Source organism: Vibrio sp. E150_018 (assembly GCF_053544035.1).
The window spans coordinates 48,878-64,901 of sequence record NZ_JBHGNY010000013.1; the positions used below are offsets into that span (position 1 = coordinate 48,878).

Consider the following 16,024-nt stretch of genomic DNA (forward strand, 5'->3'; position numbering starts at 1 on the left):
AATGAGCTCTTTGGAAGATACACCGAATAATTCGCCACACTCAGAACAAACTAAAACTTGGAAAACACCACAAACCTTTTTGATGCTCATTTCTATCGTGGTGCCAATTGCCTTTGCCAGTTGGATGGCGTTATTAAATAACTTCGTGGTAGAGAAGGCATCTTTCACTGGTGCTGATATTGGTTTGCTACAAAGTGTACGTGAAATCCCCGGCTTTTTAGCTTTTACTGTGGTGTTCGTATTGCTGTTTATTCGTGAGCAAAAGTTCATGATAGTTGCATTAGCTATGCTATCTATCGGCGTGGCAATCACCGGTTTTTTCCCTTCGGTACTTGGCCTACTAATGACGACTTTGTTGATGTCGATAGGCTTTCACTACTTTGAAACCTTAAAGCAATCCTTGTCTTTACAATGGCTCACTAAAGAAGAAGCGCCAGAGTTTCTAGGAAAGTTAATCTCGGTGGGTGCGCTTGCCTCATTACTGACTTACGGTGCATTGTGGGTCATGCTAGAAATCTTGAAGTTTGATTATTGGCACGTGTATTTAATTACCGGCAGCATTGCTTTAAGCGTCACTGTCTTTATGTGGCTATCGTTCCCACAATTTGAATCGACAACTATTCAGCATAAAAACTTGATTCTAAGAAAACGCTATTGGCTGTATTACGCCCTTACTTTTATGAGTGGTGCTAGACGTCAAATTTTCACCGTATTTGCGGGCTTTTTGATGGTGGAGAAATTTCATTATTCAGCGGCAGATATTACATTACTATTTTTAATTAACTATGCGTTTAACTTCTTATTTGCTAAGAAAATCGGTCAATTTATTGGCATTGTGGGTGAAAGAAAAGCGCTGATGTTTGAATACTGCGGGCTGGTGTGTGTATTTGTTGGTTATGCGATTGTTGAAAATTCACATATTGCTGCGGGGTTGTACGTGGTTGATCATTTATTTTTTGCCTTAGCATTAGCGGTTAAAACCTATTTGCAAAAAATTGCCGATCCACAAGATATGGCCTCTACCGCTGGGGTTTCATTTACCATCAATCATATTGCAGCGGTGGTGATTCCTGTGACATTTGGTTTGTTGTGGCTACATTCACCGGCAGCAGTGTTTTATATTGGGTCCGCGATGGCTGTAGTATCTTTGATTTTATCTTGTAATATTCCGCGTATGCCGAAGCCGGGTAATGAAGTGTGTCGCTTTAAGTGGGGAAGTGTAGCAGCGGAAAAATAATTGACGTCTAAACTTTCTTGAACGAGGCAATATGATCTAACCGGATCCGTTGCCTCGTTTTATTTTTGTCGACGAGTTCTACTTCGAGCCATTTTCCAGTTTAGTTTTTAAATGCACTTGGTGTGAAAGTATCCGCTTTCGGACGAATCACTACAGTGCCGGCAATCTTGTCATGGAAGCCTTGTTTCTTGCTATCAAAGCCGACCCAGATGAAGCCCAACATAAATAAGAAAGTTGATACAAAGTAGCCTAGGTAACGAATAATTGACTGAATGGTAGTTAAACGTTGTCCTGTTTTTGCATCGACAACTTGTGCTTTAATCAGCATTTTACCCGGTGTTGCACCGCGGAGCTTCCAAAATAGTACCGTGATAATTAGCAGTGGAATGTAGCTCCACCAAGTATCCGACAGCATAGTACCAGCCCATGAAGTGGAGTAAGAAGAATAAGAGTAGTGTTCTGTTTGAGTGGTAAAGCTTTGTTGATATGACTCTAGCCCCGGTAGCGCAATGAGCACTAAGGCAATGGAATAAAGAATATTATCAATAATACTGGCACCAACACGCGACCAAAACCCCACATATTCGTATTCCATTAAGGTGTCGCTTAGTTCAAATTTTTTCATAACTTATCCAGTTTGTTTTTATTATCTATACGCAAGATGTTGTTTTTTGTTAAGCCGCGCTAACGATAGCTGAAATAACACCAATAAGGCCACCAAATACACCGCCCCATACAACAAGCCAACCTAAATGCTGTTGAATCATGGTCTTAACGATTTCTTTGACCATCTTAGGGGTTAATTCGTTCAATCGCTGATCAATAATATTTTCAATATTGGCTTGGATATCATCCATCATTGACGGTTGTTCTAGCTGTTCTTTTAATGCTTGTTTCACCTGATCACTTTGGCTGATTTCAATCATAGATTCTTGCATTTTTTCAATAAAAGGTTGTTTTAGCGGTTGAAGTGCTTCCGCGCCACCTAACATTGCGAGCATTCCACCAAAAGAAGAATGGGTGATCACTTCTACTAAAGAATCAAAGCTCGGCTCTAAATCGATTTTCTGTATGACTGGCTTTAAATCGAATGAGGCACTGCTTGCCAATTCTTGATTTAAAAACTTGTCGATATTTTGGCTAGTGAAAAACTGCATCATCATGAGACTTTTAATTGCCGCTTTAAACTCTTCAAAACGAGCAGGGATAATGCCCGAGCCATACATGCCCGGTACTTTTTCAAATAGCATGTGAATGGCGAGCCAATTGGTCACCGCACCTGAAAAGGCAAATAAGCCAGCATAAAGCACAATGGTGTTTTGAGTTTGGTAACCAATCGCTAATAAAACAACTGAAATAAGGTTAGTGATAAAGCTTTTGTTCATAGTGATTTTCTTGTTTTGTTATATCCAAGGGACGTAAAATTAAGGCACAAAAAAGGATGATAAACGTGAGTAGTATCATCCTTCGACAGTCATTGAGAGGTGACTCGCTTAAAACTTTTTAGGAGCAAAGCCTGTCATTTCTTCTAATTTTAACTCTTTACCAATTTTGGTTAAAGGGTGAACGATAACAAGGCCTTTCACTGATTTTTTCAGTTTACCTTGGTCGGCTTTCTCTTCTTTTGTTAATGCGCGGCTAAAAGGCATCGCGAGTAAGGCTTTACGTTCTTTATTTAAATCGTAGCTTTTTTTGTGGTTAAGCTGAGCCACTTTTTTACTGAGTTGATTAATTTCAGTTTCAAATTGATAAATCATCGCTTTATCTGCTCGTTTTTGAGCAGCTTCAAGTTTATGGCGGCACTTATCGAGTCGATTATTCAGTTGTTGTAGTTCGTTTTGTTGGCTCATGTGTTCACCATATACTCTAAAATTAAATCAGTGGATTGCGTCAAATTACGCGAGGGCGGAGTATAGCACGTGAAATATTATTATACCCAAGTAACTTGAGTATAATAAGGTTAAAGTTACTATGGTTTTATTTCATCGCCTCATCCACCAAATATAAAATTGATTGATAAGGCACGCCGCTGTGATGAGATAACCCAATTTCACAGGTTAAACTATTGCTGAAACCTCGGCTGCAATGTACGGGTACTTGCTCTTTAAGTGGGGTGAGGGCGGCTTCATTAAGCTCTGGAGTGTTAAAGCCTTTATCGCCAGCCCAGCCGCAACATTGAATATGCTCAGGGACGATCACTTTCTTAGCGCAACGTTGAGCCAGTTCAATCATGGTGCTTTCCAACCCTAGCGTACGCGCACTACAAGTCACATGAAGCATAACCGTTTCATTAATCGGCTTAAGGTTAAGATGAGGCGTCACGTGTTGCATGACAAATTCAGAAGGTTCAAACAGGTGTAACGGCTTAGTAAATTGCGCTTGGCTTTGCTTCACACACGGACTGGTATCCATCAAAATTGGGTATAAACCTTGATGGCTTGCTTGCCATAAGCTGTCTTCTAAATCTTTCGCCTTACTGTCGCCTAATTGGTTTAATCCTTTGCTCTTATAAGGCATACCGCAGCATTGATTATCCAAATCTTTAGGGAGAATAATATCGAAACCCGCTTTGGTGAGCAGCGACATCGTGACTTCTGTTAGTGATTGCTTACTATGATTCGATGTGGCGGTTCGGCTGATGCATGATGGAAAGTAAACCACTTTTCGATGTTGAACATCGGCGATTTTAAATAGATCTTGCTGCGCTTGTTTTTGAGTATCCATCGGTAACTTATGATGGTTAGCGTTTGGAATTTCAGGGAGCCATAAAGGCAGTCGATTGCCGCTTAGCCGACGAGTACCGTTGGCGACTTTGGACACCAGCGCATTGGGCAACAATTTAGAAATAATGTGGTTAATGGTGAGCCCATGTTTAACCAGTTTTGTAGAGGCGCTGAAATGCTCATGAGTCCAATGAGCGATGAGAGGTGCTTTATCTGTGTGGCGTTCGGAGCGTAATTTCTTTATCAAATCGCCAGTATTTATCCCAACCGGACAACGTTGTTCGCATAGTCCTGTCGCGGCGCAGGTTTCAATGCCCTGGTAGTTAAACAGTTTCTCTAGTTCCGGCGCAGTCGCTTTACCCTCACGCTTTTGTTGCTGTAATTCTCGATACAACACAATGCGTTGGCGGGGTGATAAACTTAAAGTGCGCGAAGGACAAACTGGTTCACAGAAACCACATTCAATACAACGGTCGACTAACTCATCCGCTTTCGGCATAGGTTTGAGATCGCTTAAATGGGCATGGGGGTTATCATTAATAATCACACCGGGATTCAACAAGCCTTGAGGATCAAATAATTGCTTAATTTCTTGCATTAATCGGTAGCCTTGTTTGCCCCACTCAAGTTCAACATACGGTGCCATATTGCGACCGGTGCCGTGTTCTGCCTTAAGAGAGCCTTGGTATTTCACCGCAACCAATTGAGTCACTTCATCCATAAATTGACCATAGCGATCAATTTCAGTTTGCGCTTCAAATCCTTGGGTAAACACAAAGTGTAAGTTGCCATCTAGTGCATGCCCGAAAATAATGCCTTCGGAATAGTCATACTTTTCAAACAACTGCTGCAGTTCACGAACGCCTTGCGCTAAGTGTTCTACCGGAAAAGCTACATCTTCAATAATGACGGTAGTGCCCGCTTCTCTTACCGCGCCTACAGAGGGGAACAAACCTTTACGGATATCCCATAAGCCTGCAACGGTTTTGGGATCGGAGGTAAAGGGAATTGATTCAATAATCTCAAATGAAGCCACACGCTCTAAAATGGACTTGCATTGTTGCCGCAGCTTTTCTTGATCGTTGGCGTGAGATTCAATTAATAATGCTGAGGCTTCTAAGTCTAGGTCTTTAATAAAGTTAGGCATGCCCGGTTTATTGGCGACTGAACGTAAAGATCGCCCATCCATCATCTCAACCGCGGCAACCGGAGAATTTGATAGAACCGTTACCGCTTGGCTGGCTTGTTCAATATTTTCAAATACCAGCAGGGCAGAGACTTTATTAGCGTGCTCTTCTACCGTGTTGTAAGTGATGTCGGCAATAAAGCCTAATGTGCCTTCAGAGCCGATCATCAAATGTTGAATGATCTGAATCGGGTCACTGAAATCTACTAAAGCATTAATTGAATAGCCGGTGGTGTTTTTTAAACGGTATTTGTGTTGAATAAGATGTGCCAGTTCGTGATTGGCTTTCGTCGCTTGGGCAAGTGCGCCAATTTTACTGATAAAGGTGGCATTGGACTTTTTAAAGGCTTCAACACTACTTGGATTACCAGTGTCTAAAATCGAACCATTGGCAAAGACGATTTTCATACTTTCTAATGTTTGATAAGAGTTTTGTGCAGTACCACAGCACATACCACTGGAATTGTTGGCGGCGATACCACCTATTTTACAAGCATTGATAGAAGCTGGATCGGGGCCGATTTTTCGTGCAAAAGGGACCAGATATTTATTGGCATCAGCACCTATCACTCCCGGTTGTAGCGTGATCTTTTGGCCGTTGTCATGAATTTGATGAGAGCGCCAATTATCGGTGAGGGTAATGAGAACGGAATTCGAAACCGCCTGGCCAGATAAACTAGTACCTGCGGCGCGAAAAGTGAAGGGCAGTTCCAGCGTTCGACAGCAACGTATAGCATACAGCACTTCTTCTAAATCTTTTAATCTCAATACCAACTTAGGCACTAAGCGATAAAAACTGGCATCGGTACTATAGGCAAGGCATTTATCTTGTTGAGTAATGATGCGTTCGCTATCAATGCGTTTAACTAATGCGTGCTCAAGTTGAGAATAGATGCCCATGCTTCCTGCTTTATTTTCAGTATATTAACGAAATTATGAATAAGTATAGGGGGTGATGGTGGGTAACAAAAGTGATTAGGATCGGATTCATTCGAAAACCTGTTCAAGAGAGTAGACATTGTTGTATGTTTTATGAGCGCTTAAACAGGAAAGGTACTTAAATCACTCAAATCGAAACAAAAATCGGCTATTCTCTAATAACAAACTTTAAAGTAGGGATTGCTTATGACGATGTATTCTTCCTCCCTCAGCTTATCAAGCGACAAGCTATATCATCCTGCTGAACTCGAACAGCTGCCTTGTAAATCGACCAAAGATATTCCACCGATTGATGAAATCGTCGGCCAAGAACGCGCGCAAAAAGCGGTGGAATTTGCGATGTCGATTAAAGACAAGGGCTATAACATATATGCGACGGGGCAAAATGGCCTAGGCAAACGCACCATGATTTTGCGCTATTTGAACCGCCATCAACCTGATGATATGCAAGTGTTTGATTGGTGTTATGTCGCTAACTTTGAAGATATCCGCCAGCCGAAAGTACTTAAACTGCCAAGTGGTATTGGCAAAGCATTTCGCCAAGATATGGAAAAATTATTGGCGAAATTAGTGAAAGCAATTCCATTGGCGTTTGATAATGAAGTGTATTTTACTCGCTCTGAAAAGTTGAAAAATCAGCTTAATCAAAAGCAGCAATCGGCACTCGAAGAGATCAGCAAAATAGCGAAAGAGAAAGGGGTAAGTCTTACCATTACGTTGCAAGGTGACTATGAATTTATCGCCATGCAAAATGAAGAAGAAGTCCATACCGAAGAAAGCTTTCTTGAATTAAGTAAAAAAGATCAGGAAAAATTCCACAGTACGATTGATGCGTTAGAAATTCAGTTGCGCGGCATGATCCGTCAATTAACGGAGTGGGAAGAATCGTTTAGTGAAAAGATGAAAAAGCTTAACGATGAAACCGCGCTCGAAGTGTTTTCGCATTTGATCAAAGCCTTGAAGAAAAGCTATTCAAAGTACCCAGAAATTAAGCAATATCTCACCGATCTACAAAAAGATATTGTTGAAAATGTTGATCAGTTTTTACAAGAATCGAACGAGCAAAATGAAATTGCCTCCGCCTCTTTAGATAGCAAATTACCGCGTCGTTATTCCATTAATGTGTTGGTCAGTCAAGCTAAAGATTCCTTTCCAATCATAGTAGAAGACAACCCGAATTATCATTCATTATTCGGCTGTGTGGAAACCGCGACCTACAAAGGCACAGTATTTACTGATTTCTCACTAATTCGCGCTGGTAGTATGCACAAAGCCAATGGCGGTGTATTGCTGATGGATGCGATTAAGGTACTTGAGCAACCTTATGTGTGGGATGGCATTAAACGTGCGCTACGTGCTCGCCAGTTGAGCTTAACGTCTCTGGAAAAAGAGGTCACGTTAACCGGCGCAGTTTCGCTGGATCCTGAGCCAATTCCGTTAGATGTAAAAATCATTTTGTTTGGTGACTACCGGACTTATCAATTATTGCAGCACTACGATCCAGAGTTCAGCGAATTATTCCGTGTTACTGCGGATTTTGAAGATGAAATGAAGCGTACCCCAGAAGCAGAGATGCATTATGCGCGCTTTATTTCCAGCATTGTACATGACAACAATATGTTGCATTGCGATAAAAAAGCGATTGCTAAAATCATTGAACACAGTTCACGCAACGCAGGCGATCAGAATAAATTATCGCTTCATTCTGCGCATATTGCCAACTTATTGCGTGAATCTAACTACGTCGCACGGGGGGCAAAATCGAGTTTGATTCGAGCCTCGCATGTCGAACAAGCGTTGAATAACCAACAAATGCGCGTGAGCCGTTTACAAGATAACGTGATGGAAACCTTCACTAATGGCACTACCTTAATTAAAACTGAAGGTAGTGCGGTTGGACAGGTAAATGCGTTGTCGGTGTTATCAACCAGCGACCACATGTTCGGTGCGCCCAACCGTATTACCGCTACCACTGCATTTGGTGATGGCAATATTTTAGATATTGAACGAAATGTGGATCTCGGCGGTAGCATTCACTCTAAAGGCGTGATGATTTTGTCTGCCTACTTAGCTTCAATTTTAGGGCGTAGTGCCAAAATTCCACTGACGACTCATATTACCTTTGAGCAATCTTATGGCGGAGTCGATGGAGACAGTGCTTCAATGGCGGAAGTGTGCGCGATTGTTTCGGCATTTTCGAAACTCCCACTACGACAAGATATCGCGATTACCGGCTCGATGAATCAGTTTGGTGAATCGCAGCCAATTGGTGGTGTGAATGAGAAGATCGAAGGCTTCTTTGATGTTTGCGCTATTAAAGGTAGGAGTTCAACTCAAGGGGTGATCATTCCTCAATCGAATGTCCATAACTTAATGCTACGCAAAGATATTGTTGAAGCGGTGCACAAAGGTGAATTTCATATCTGGGCAATCGAGCATGTCACTCAAGCTTTGTCGATTTTCACCGGAATAGAAGCTGGAGAATTGGAAGATGATTTCACTTATCCTACGGGCAGTATTTTTGGTATCACTCAAGCCAAACTCAATGCGTTGAGAAAATAACACAGTACAAGTTTTATGCGGTGTTAAATTAATTAGAGATAGAATAACGATGATCCTATTCAATTTGCCATGCTTAAAGCTTGTTTTATTTTCTGGAGGACAAATCAATGGGATGTTGTAATCAAGCGCCAAATGGTGGTGGTGATTTAAAAGTGGCTCTGAAACTGTTTGGGATCATAGCTTTAGTTGTACTCGTGCTGGTGGTCATTTTTGGGTAATAGAAAACTGAATCATAAAGTAGGAATTAGAAAGGAAGTGTTTTAATGCGAGACTCATTACGAGAGAAGGTTATTGCGGTTTGTACTAAGAAAATAGAACAAAAAGGCGATAATGTCGGCGTGTCATTTTATGCCTTCTTCGCCAATAAAAACGATAATCCACAGCTTTTAATGGAAGCCGCGACTTGGTGGATCCAAACGCATAAGCTCGATCACTTTGAGAAAGCCATCAAGATAATTGAGATGGTGAAAGCGGGGAAGTAGCTCCGTAGTACAAGTTCAGTGTTGATGGTAGCTTATGCTCGATCTTATCCCTCTGTTGATATCTTAATTTATGACTGGGCAGGAATTAATCACTCCGGCCTTGTCATCCCGCATGAGCCTAGGTGAAGAAGATGCGGGATCTCGCTTTCACGTAAGTTTCACTGGTGTAAGAGATTCCGGATAATTCGTTCCTCATTTCCGGAATGACAGGTTTTAGAATAGTCAAAGCCTAAAGTATTTCTTAGGTAAAGAAATAAACTCGTTTTTGGACATTTCCGTGTTGCATTTTTTCTAATTTAGTAAAGCATGAATTAGCTAGAGTATGGCAAAACTTGCTTCGTCGAATATCTATTACATTTGGATAAGAACACTCTTTTTATAATGCTTCTGACAGACTCACCTGGCAGCTTAACGGCACATAAATTGCGCTGTTTTTGCGAACTTTTTGTTTTTAGCAAAAACCGCGACAGGTGTAATACGCCCGTTTCGATTACTTTTATGGCTGATTAGATTTGCAGTTTTGACAATTTAGCGCAAAAATCACAAGGAAAACACCTTTTGATGATGATTTCCTTGTTGGTAGTGCTAGAATGACAGCATGAAATATATTTCAAGGAAATATTAATATGCTAATTGAGTTTACTGTTAAGAATTATCGTTCAATCAAAGATGAACAACTGCTTAGCATGGTCAAAGATAAAGGCGTTGAACTCGAAGATACGAATTCTTTCACTCCAAACGCACCTTCCGTAGCTCCACTATTACACTCTGCTGTTGTATACGGTGCAAACGCTGCTGGAAAATCAAATCTAATCAAGGCATTGGTGGATATGGAAGTTATCGTAAGAAACTCTGCGTCTAAAAGCCAAGAAGGTGACAACCTACCAATTGATCCATTTTTATTTGATGATTACTCAGCTAAAGCCCCTAGTGAATTTGAAGCAGTTTTTGTAAATGAAGGTATTAAGTACCAATACGGATTTACAGCTACCAAACACCAGATTTTTGAAGAATGGTTAATCGCCTATCCAAAAGGGCGTCCACAACGATGGTTTTCTCGGGTGTTTGACGTGGAGAACAGTATTTACGATTACAAATTTAGCGATAATCTATTGGGTTCAAAAAGTGTCTGGCAAAACGCAACTAGATCCAATGCTCTTTTTCTATCGACTGCAGTTCAGCTGAACAGTGACCAGCTAAAGCCAGCCTTTAACTGGTTTAAAGAAAAGTTAAGACCAACCAATGTTAGTGGGTGGGGGCCAAGCTTTACAGCTTCTCAATGTGAAGATGAAAGCTCAAAAGAACAAATTTTAGATTTTCTTCAAGCTGCTGATTTCAATATTCATGACATTAATATTGAAAAGGAAAAATTCGATCCCAACTCGCTACCTGATGACTTTCCTGATGAGTTAAAAGAAACTCTAATGAGAGAAATGAAAGATAAAGAGATGATCGAAATTAAAACCATTCATAAAACGAAAACGGGGAAGCTCGTACCGCTTGATTTCACAGATGAATCAGACGGTACACAGAAATTTTTCTCTTTCGTCGGTCCTTGGTTGGATATTTTGAAAAATGGCTACATTCTAGTTGTCGATGAACTACACGATAACCTTCACCCCAAGATGGTTAAACACTTAGTTTCATTATTTCATAATAAAGAAACTAACCCTAAAAATGCGCAGTTAATCTTTACTACACATGAGACATCAATCCTCAATCAAGATGTATTCCGCCGAGATCAAATCTGGTTCTGTGAAAAAGATGATAATCAAGAAACCACTCTCTATCCTTTATCAGATTTTAGTCCGAGAAAGGAAAAAGAAAACCTTGAACTCGGATATCTATCTGGACGCTACGGCGCTTTACCATTTGTTAGAGCATTTACAAAGGGGTTAAAGTAAATATGGGGTCAGATGATTTACACCATAAGCGAAAAGCAAAAGCAGAAAGAGATCTTTCTCGCAGAAAATCAAAGCGTTCATCTTATGAAAAAGTTTTAATTGTCTGTGAAGGTGAAAAAACCGAACCTAATTATTTTAATGAACAGGTAAATCACTATAAACTTAATTCAGCAAATGTTGATATCGATGGTAAATGTGGCTCTAGCCCCAAAAGTGTTTTCGAGAGAGCTAAAGAGTTAGCACAAATAGAAGAAAGACGCGGCGATGCTTATGACCGCGTTTATTGTGTCTTCGACAAAGACTCTCACGAGACCTATGCACAAACTCTTGTTGATATAAATAGTTTTGAATCTAACTCTATTTTTATTGCTATAACGTCAGTACCATGCTTTGAATATTGGCTATTATTACATTTTCAATTTTCTACTAAGCCATATCACGCAAGCGGAAAATCAAGCATTGCAGATCAAGTAATAAAGGACTTGAAGATATTTATCCCTCATTACTCCAAAGGGGACGACTCTATGTTCACGCAGCTACTAGACCAACTGGATGTCGCAAAGCAAAATGCTATAAGAGCAAACGAGGCTGCAAGTAATAACCATACAGACAACCCAACGACCCTTGTACATGAATTAGTTGAGTACCTACAGAACTTAAAAAGCGGCTAACGTTTTATATAAGGCGCAATGCCGCATAACCTGCACTGTGTGCTCCCTGTCATCTATCACTCACGCTAACTTATGATGATTATCCTGCAAGCTTTGCAAAACAAATCCGTAGCGAGTGACAATTAATGTAGTGGATTAGCAATTTGGCCTCATGATTAGATGCTCTAGGCTGCATAAGGAAAAATAAGTCAAATCTTAGAATTTGAAATCGGGTTAATTCCGCTTTAGCACGCAATGGGGCAAAAATAAGTTGCTCACATCACCCTCCCTTCGCTGTAAATCTTGATGTCAAATATTTTTCATTGGTAAAGGGAGGGCGTTATTTGTGATCGATTGTTGTGTAATAGTATTAGCGTAAAAAAACACTGTAACTATTCAGCGCGTGATAAGTAGATTCCTGCTCTCGCTTAGGCTCGGCTGGAATGACGCTCTCATAATGTGCGGTGAATATTGAGTCGATATTGAAACTACAAGCGACAAAGACTAGCTCTTCTCCTTGATAAATTAATCCACTTGGCAACAGAAGTTGATATAAGGGGAAGCGGGGATGAGGTTGATTACGCCAAATCCTTTTGGAGAAAATATGTTTATTCCCCAGCTGTCACCCCGCACATGAGCCTAGGCGAAGAAGATGCGGGGTCTTGCTTTCACGTAAATTTCATTCGTGTGATAGATTCCGGATAATTCGCTCTTCATTTCTAGAATGACAAGTTTGAGGATAGATAAAACTACGGCTCATTAACTGATTTAGGGCAATCTGTCAGATCTAGTTATATCGAAGACACTAAACTGGCAAATTATATCCAGACAAATTCATATTACTCATGTCCCCCAAAAAAGTTCAAACTTCATCTGAAATTTGAGCTTTTATTATCGAGTCAACCGTAGCTGAATGGGGGATCTATCAACTGCCATCTAAAGATAATTCAGCAGAGCGACCTTCGGTTTTTAGTTTGGTCTTACTGTCTAAAATGAAGACACGAGCTGGTTCAAGTTGTTGAACATCGACTAAGTAAGCTTTGATTGCACGGGCACGTTCTACCGCGAGACTGCCGAGTTCATCATGGCTAACGTCTTGTACATCAACCAATTGGTTATACATGCTAGTATTGACAGCTTGCTCTAGAACGCCATCGTCAATGTCTTGTTTGCCGGTTTCTTCTTTTAATTGTTCTTCTACTTTATCTTCTTCAGTACTAATACGGATATTGAATTGCTCTTCAAAGCGATCTTCTAAAGCGTCGGATAAATCACTATCTGCAGGGAAGTTGTCAGCACTTAAATCCTCAGGAATCGTATCATCACCACTTTCTTTAAGTAGTATGTTTTGCAGTTTGTGTTCGGCAATCGCTCTGGTGTCTTCCGCTTCTTGAACTGACCCAACAATGCTGAGTTTTAGCTTTGGTCTTTCTTGTAGGGCCTTGGCAACGATATCTAGCTTGCCTTGCTCTTCTTCGGTAATTATCGCTTTACCAGGTTCAAAGATAATGTGGTTTAGCTCTGCATCACTGCCTGCAATACTTGCGATCATTGCGAAAGGAGAAGTTACCGCTTTGGTGATGACGTTGGCAAATGCACCCCATAGCACACTACCAAAGCTAAAGTCTGGAGCGTTGACATCACCGCTCACTTGAACGCCTAAGTCAATCACACCGTTGCGATCTTGTAGTAGTGCTATCGCTAGTGATAACGGTAGACTAGTGGCAAGATCAGAATGACTTGGTTCACCTAGTTTTAGTTGGTCAATGACCATGTGATTTTCACCAATTAAGTTGTTGTCTTTTAATTTATACTTTAAATCAAGAGATAGCTGACCTTTATCAATGTAATAACCGGCATAGGTACCTGAGTATGGATTTACCGAGGTCAACTCCACGCTCTTAAAGATTAAATCTAAGTCCAAATATGGATTTTTAATCAATGGATTAATATCACCTTTTAAGGTAACGGGGGCGTATTTATTGATTTTACCTTTTAAGTCGACGCTTGCGCTGGTACCCGGGGTGGAGGATAGGTGTTTAATTGAACCATTAAGTGACTCAATCCCAGAGGCAAAGCTTGGTGTTAATGAATAATCGGCAAAGTAGGCTGAGCCATTGCTAATATTGATACTATCAACATCCACAGAGTAGGGCCTGCTGTTTGGGTTGCTTGAAGCACTTTTTGATGTAGAAGTTGGTTGAGGTTTAACTAAGTTGCCAATGTTGGTGCGCTGTTGTTTATCAATCAATACCTTGCTGTAAAGAGAGTTAAAGTTAATTGAATTGATTTGGATGCTCTTTTGACTGAGATTGAAGCGTAAGTTATTCACCGCCATATTCGACCATTTTATCAGCGGCTGATATTCCAATTTATCGCGTACTAGTAAGCTGGCAATATTGGTTTGTCCTGTAAATATCGCATTACCTTTAGTATCAGCGCTGAATTGACCTTTAGTTGATAACTTACCATCTTGTAAACGCACATTAAGGTATGGATCAATATAAGCTTGGAATTGGCTTAATTCTAGTTGATCTAGGTTGATATCACCATTAAAGGTAAGGCTTTTGGCATTAATTTTACCTTGGCTAGAGAAGCGACCACGAGTGTGATCGAGCGGACTTTTTACCCATGAGTTCACTTCTAAATTGAGATCGTAATCAATTGGTTGAGAGAGATCGCTAATGATGTTATTAGCTTCAATGTTGAAGGGATTGATACGCCAATGTACCCCGTTGCTGACCATTTTCTCGTCGATATTAATATCGTTATTATTCATGGCGAATTTGTGTAAGCGTACAATCCAAGCTGTGTCATTTTGAGTAGGTTGCTTACTGACGGTTACGCTAGGTTGCACTACCTCTTCTGATTCTATTGCTTCGCTTTTATCTGTATCGGCGGCTTTCACACTTACGGTAGGCTGTGGTGCTGCTTGTTTAGGTGTAAATAAGTGTTGTAGGTCGAGCCCTTTTTTGTCGAATAATGCATCAATCCATAATCCGTCAAGGGTCAGTGAACCAATATCAACCGTATGATCTTTATTGGTCAGGGCGATAGCATCTAATGTTAAGCTTGGCAGTTTAATTTTATCGTTTTCACCATCAGTAAAATTGAGGTCTAGTAGTTCAAAGCGACCTTTGCTGATGGAGTAGTCAAAACGCGTAGGTTCATTTTTAGCTTGGAATTCAGTTGAGAAGTTGAATTTACCGTTAGTCAGTTTGGCATCTAGTTGCTTTTTGGCAAATGGCCAGAAATTCGATAGGGTAATATTGTTCATGCCCAATTTACCTTCGATAGCAAAAGGTTCAAATTGGAATTTACCTTCTAGATCTAACGAGCCATTATCCGAGCCTGTTACATTGATGGAGAACTGGTTTTCTTGGCTTGAATCGGTTGATTGGCTTTCGCTACTTTTCACAATCATTTCGGCTTGAGAATCCAATTGTGGCAAACGAATATTTAAGCCTTGGTATTTTAAATGTGCGCCAGTTGGGGTATCGATATAATCGAATCGGCCATTGGTTAGTTGAATATCACGCGCGTGAAATGGAGGAAGGTTAGAAGAAGGCTCATCAGTTTCTTTGGTTTCTTCTGTTGGTTTTGAGGCGTTCGTAACAGACTCAATAATATCGGTAAAGTTGAAGTTACCAAGGTTATCGACACGCACCATCTTCACATCCGGTTGTTGTAGATAAAGGTGATCTAAGCTTGGAGTGAAATGCAGCACACTACGCCAGAAACCAATTTGTAGATCTAAGCGCTCAAAGCTAACAAAAGATTGGCTGTTATCCGCATCTTTAATTTCAAAACCATCGACTCTGAAGCGTAGTAAAAATGGATTGATGCGCACTTTCTCAATATTCACTTGTCTGCCAAGTCGTTCAGAAAGTGTGGTTGGAACTTGTGATTGAAATACAGCAGGAACAATTAACCCTAAGATCAGAGCATAAGTCGCATAAGCTGCACTTAAATAAGACACAATTCGAATAATACGAGGGGCTTGTTTAAAGCGGGAACAAGCAGTTTTAACTTTGCTGAGCATACGGGGTGTGTATCCTATTACGATTTAATTTCAAAGGTCAGGCATCAAGCTACAAAATGTATTTTCAAATGCTTGTTTGAAGGGTAGCTATTATATCGCTCTATTGATAATAGCAAAGGTGTATTTGAAGGTTTTTCTTAATTGAATGTCAGGTTTTTGTTACATTGATAAGTTCAATGACAGCGTCAGATTAATTGTGTCTGTGAACGGTTTAGCTTGGCCAGAATACGCTGTATAAAGCCAAAGAAAGTGGACGTAATTGTTCTTATTTCTTTTATAGTGGCGACTAACTTTAGTTA

Annotated in this window: 10 protein-coding genes; 5 read left to right on the forward strand and 5 right to left on the reverse strand. The window is 40.5% G+C overall.

What is annotated here, in order from left to right:
• Position 1: 1 nt before the first annotated feature.
• Positions 2–1,237, forward strand: a complete 1,236-nt coding sequence (locus ACE3G9_RS12735; protein ID WP_417879802.1) for an MFS transporter — start codon at positions 2–4, stop codon at positions 1,235–1,237.
• Between the two features lie 100 nt (positions 1,238–1,337).
• Here ACE3G9_RS12735 and ACE3G9_RS12740 read toward each other — a convergent pair whose 3' ends face one another.
• The 4 genes from ACE3G9_RS12740 to ACE3G9_RS12755 form a co-directional block, all read right to left on the reverse strand.
• Positions 1,338–1,862: an RDD family protein gene (locus ACE3G9_RS12740; protein WP_449219309.1), complete on the reverse strand. Its 525-nt coding sequence runs from the start codon at positions 1,860–1,862 to the stop codon at positions 1,338–1,340.
• Between the two features lie 49 nt (positions 1,863–1,911).
• Positions 1,912–2,622 (reverse strand): DUF445 family protein, encoded by a 711-nt coding sequence (locus ACE3G9_RS12745; protein ID WP_449219310.1) that lies wholly within the window; start codon positions 2,620–2,622, stop codon positions 1,912–1,914.
• Between the two features lie 108 nt (positions 2,623–2,730).
• Positions 2,731–3,087, reverse strand: a complete 357-nt coding sequence (locus ACE3G9_RS12750; RefSeq protein ID WP_417879805.1) for a YibL family ribosome-associated protein — start codon at positions 3,085–3,087, stop codon at positions 2,731–2,733.
• A gap of 127 nt (positions 3,088–3,214) precedes the next feature.
• Complete coding sequence (locus ACE3G9_RS12755) at positions 3,215–6,046, reverse strand: FAD-binding and (Fe-S)-binding domain-containing protein (protein WP_449219311.1); 2,832 nt, start codon at positions 6,044–6,046, stop codon at positions 3,215–3,217.
• Positions 6,047–6,277: 231 nt separating this feature from the next.
• Between ACE3G9_RS12755 and ACE3G9_RS12760 the strand changes: the two genes are divergently transcribed.
• The 4 genes from ACE3G9_RS12760 to ACE3G9_RS12775 all read left to right on the forward strand — a co-directional run bounded on the left by ACE3G9_RS12760 (position 6,278) and on the right by ACE3G9_RS12775 (position 11,704).
• Positions 6,278–8,647, forward strand: a complete 2,370-nt coding sequence (locus ACE3G9_RS12760) for a Lon protease family protein (protein WP_449219351.1) — start codon at positions 6,278–6,280, stop codon at positions 8,645–8,647.
• A 263-nt stretch (positions 8,648–8,910) separates the two neighbouring features.
• Positions 8,911–9,129: a DUF6500 family protein gene (locus tag ACE3G9_RS12765; RefSeq protein ID WP_449219312.1), complete on the forward strand. Its 219-nt coding sequence runs from the start codon at positions 8,911–8,913 to the stop codon at positions 9,127–9,129.
• A 626-nt stretch (positions 9,130–9,755) separates the two neighbouring features.
• Positions 9,756–11,033 carry an AAA family ATPase gene (locus ACE3G9_RS12770; RefSeq protein WP_449219313.1) on the forward strand — a complete coding sequence of 426 codons (1,278 nt, stop codon included), beginning with the start codon at positions 9,756–9,758 and terminating at the stop codon, positions 11,031–11,033.
• A 2-nt stretch (positions 11,034–11,035) separates the two neighbouring features.
• Positions 11,036–11,704, forward strand: a complete 669-nt coding sequence (locus tag ACE3G9_RS12775; protein ID WP_449219314.1) for an RloB family protein — start codon at positions 11,036–11,038, stop codon at positions 11,702–11,704.
• Between the two features lie 904 nt (positions 11,705–12,608).
• On the opposite strand, the gene ACE3G9_RS12780 is transcribed toward ACE3G9_RS12775, so the two are convergent.
• Entirely contained in the window at positions 12,609–15,725 is a 3,117-nt protein-coding gene (locus tag ACE3G9_RS12780) for a DUF748 domain-containing protein (RefSeq protein WP_449219315.1), read from the reverse strand.
• Positions 15,726–16,024 lie beyond the last annotated feature (299 nt).

Bases quoted from the DNA above. Each gene is read 5' to 3' on its own strand.
- ACE3G9_RS12765 (WP_449219312.1), top strand. From the start codon at position 8,911: ATGCGAGACTCATTACGAGAGAAGGTTATTGCGGTTTGTACTAAGAAA.
- ACE3G9_RS12780 (WP_449219315.1), bottom strand. From the start codon at position 15,725: ATGCTCAGCAAAGTTAAAACTGCTTGTTCCCGCTTTAAACAAGCCCCT.
- ACE3G9_RS12745 (WP_449219310.1), bottom strand. From the start codon at position 2,622: ATGAACAAAAGCTTTATCACTAACCTTATTTCAGTTGTTTTATTAGCG.
- ACE3G9_RS12775 (WP_449219314.1), top strand. From the start codon at position 11,036: ATGGGGTCAGATGATTTACACCATAAGCGAAAAGCAAAAGCAGAAAGA.
- ACE3G9_RS12755 (WP_449219311.1), bottom strand. From the start codon at position 6,046: ATGGGCATCTATTCTCAACTTGAGCACGCATTAGTTAAACGCATTGAT.
- ACE3G9_RS12735 (WP_417879802.1), top strand. From the start codon at position 2: ATGAGCTCTTTGGAAGATACACCGAATAATTCGCCACACTCAGAACAA.
- ACE3G9_RS12740 (WP_449219309.1), bottom strand. From the start codon at position 1,862: ATGAAAAAATTTGAACTAAGCGACACCTTAATGGAATACGAATATGTG.
- ACE3G9_RS12760 (WP_449219351.1), top strand. From the start codon at position 6,278: ATGTATTCTTCCTCCCTCAGCTTATCAAGCGACAAGCTATATCATCCT.
- ACE3G9_RS12770 (WP_449219313.1), top strand. From the start codon at position 9,756: ATGCTAATTGAGTTTACTGTTAAGAATTATCGTTCAATCAAAGATGAA.
- ACE3G9_RS12750 (WP_417879805.1), bottom strand. From the start codon at position 3,087: ATGAGCCAACAAAACGAACTACAACAACTGAATAATCGACTCGATAAG.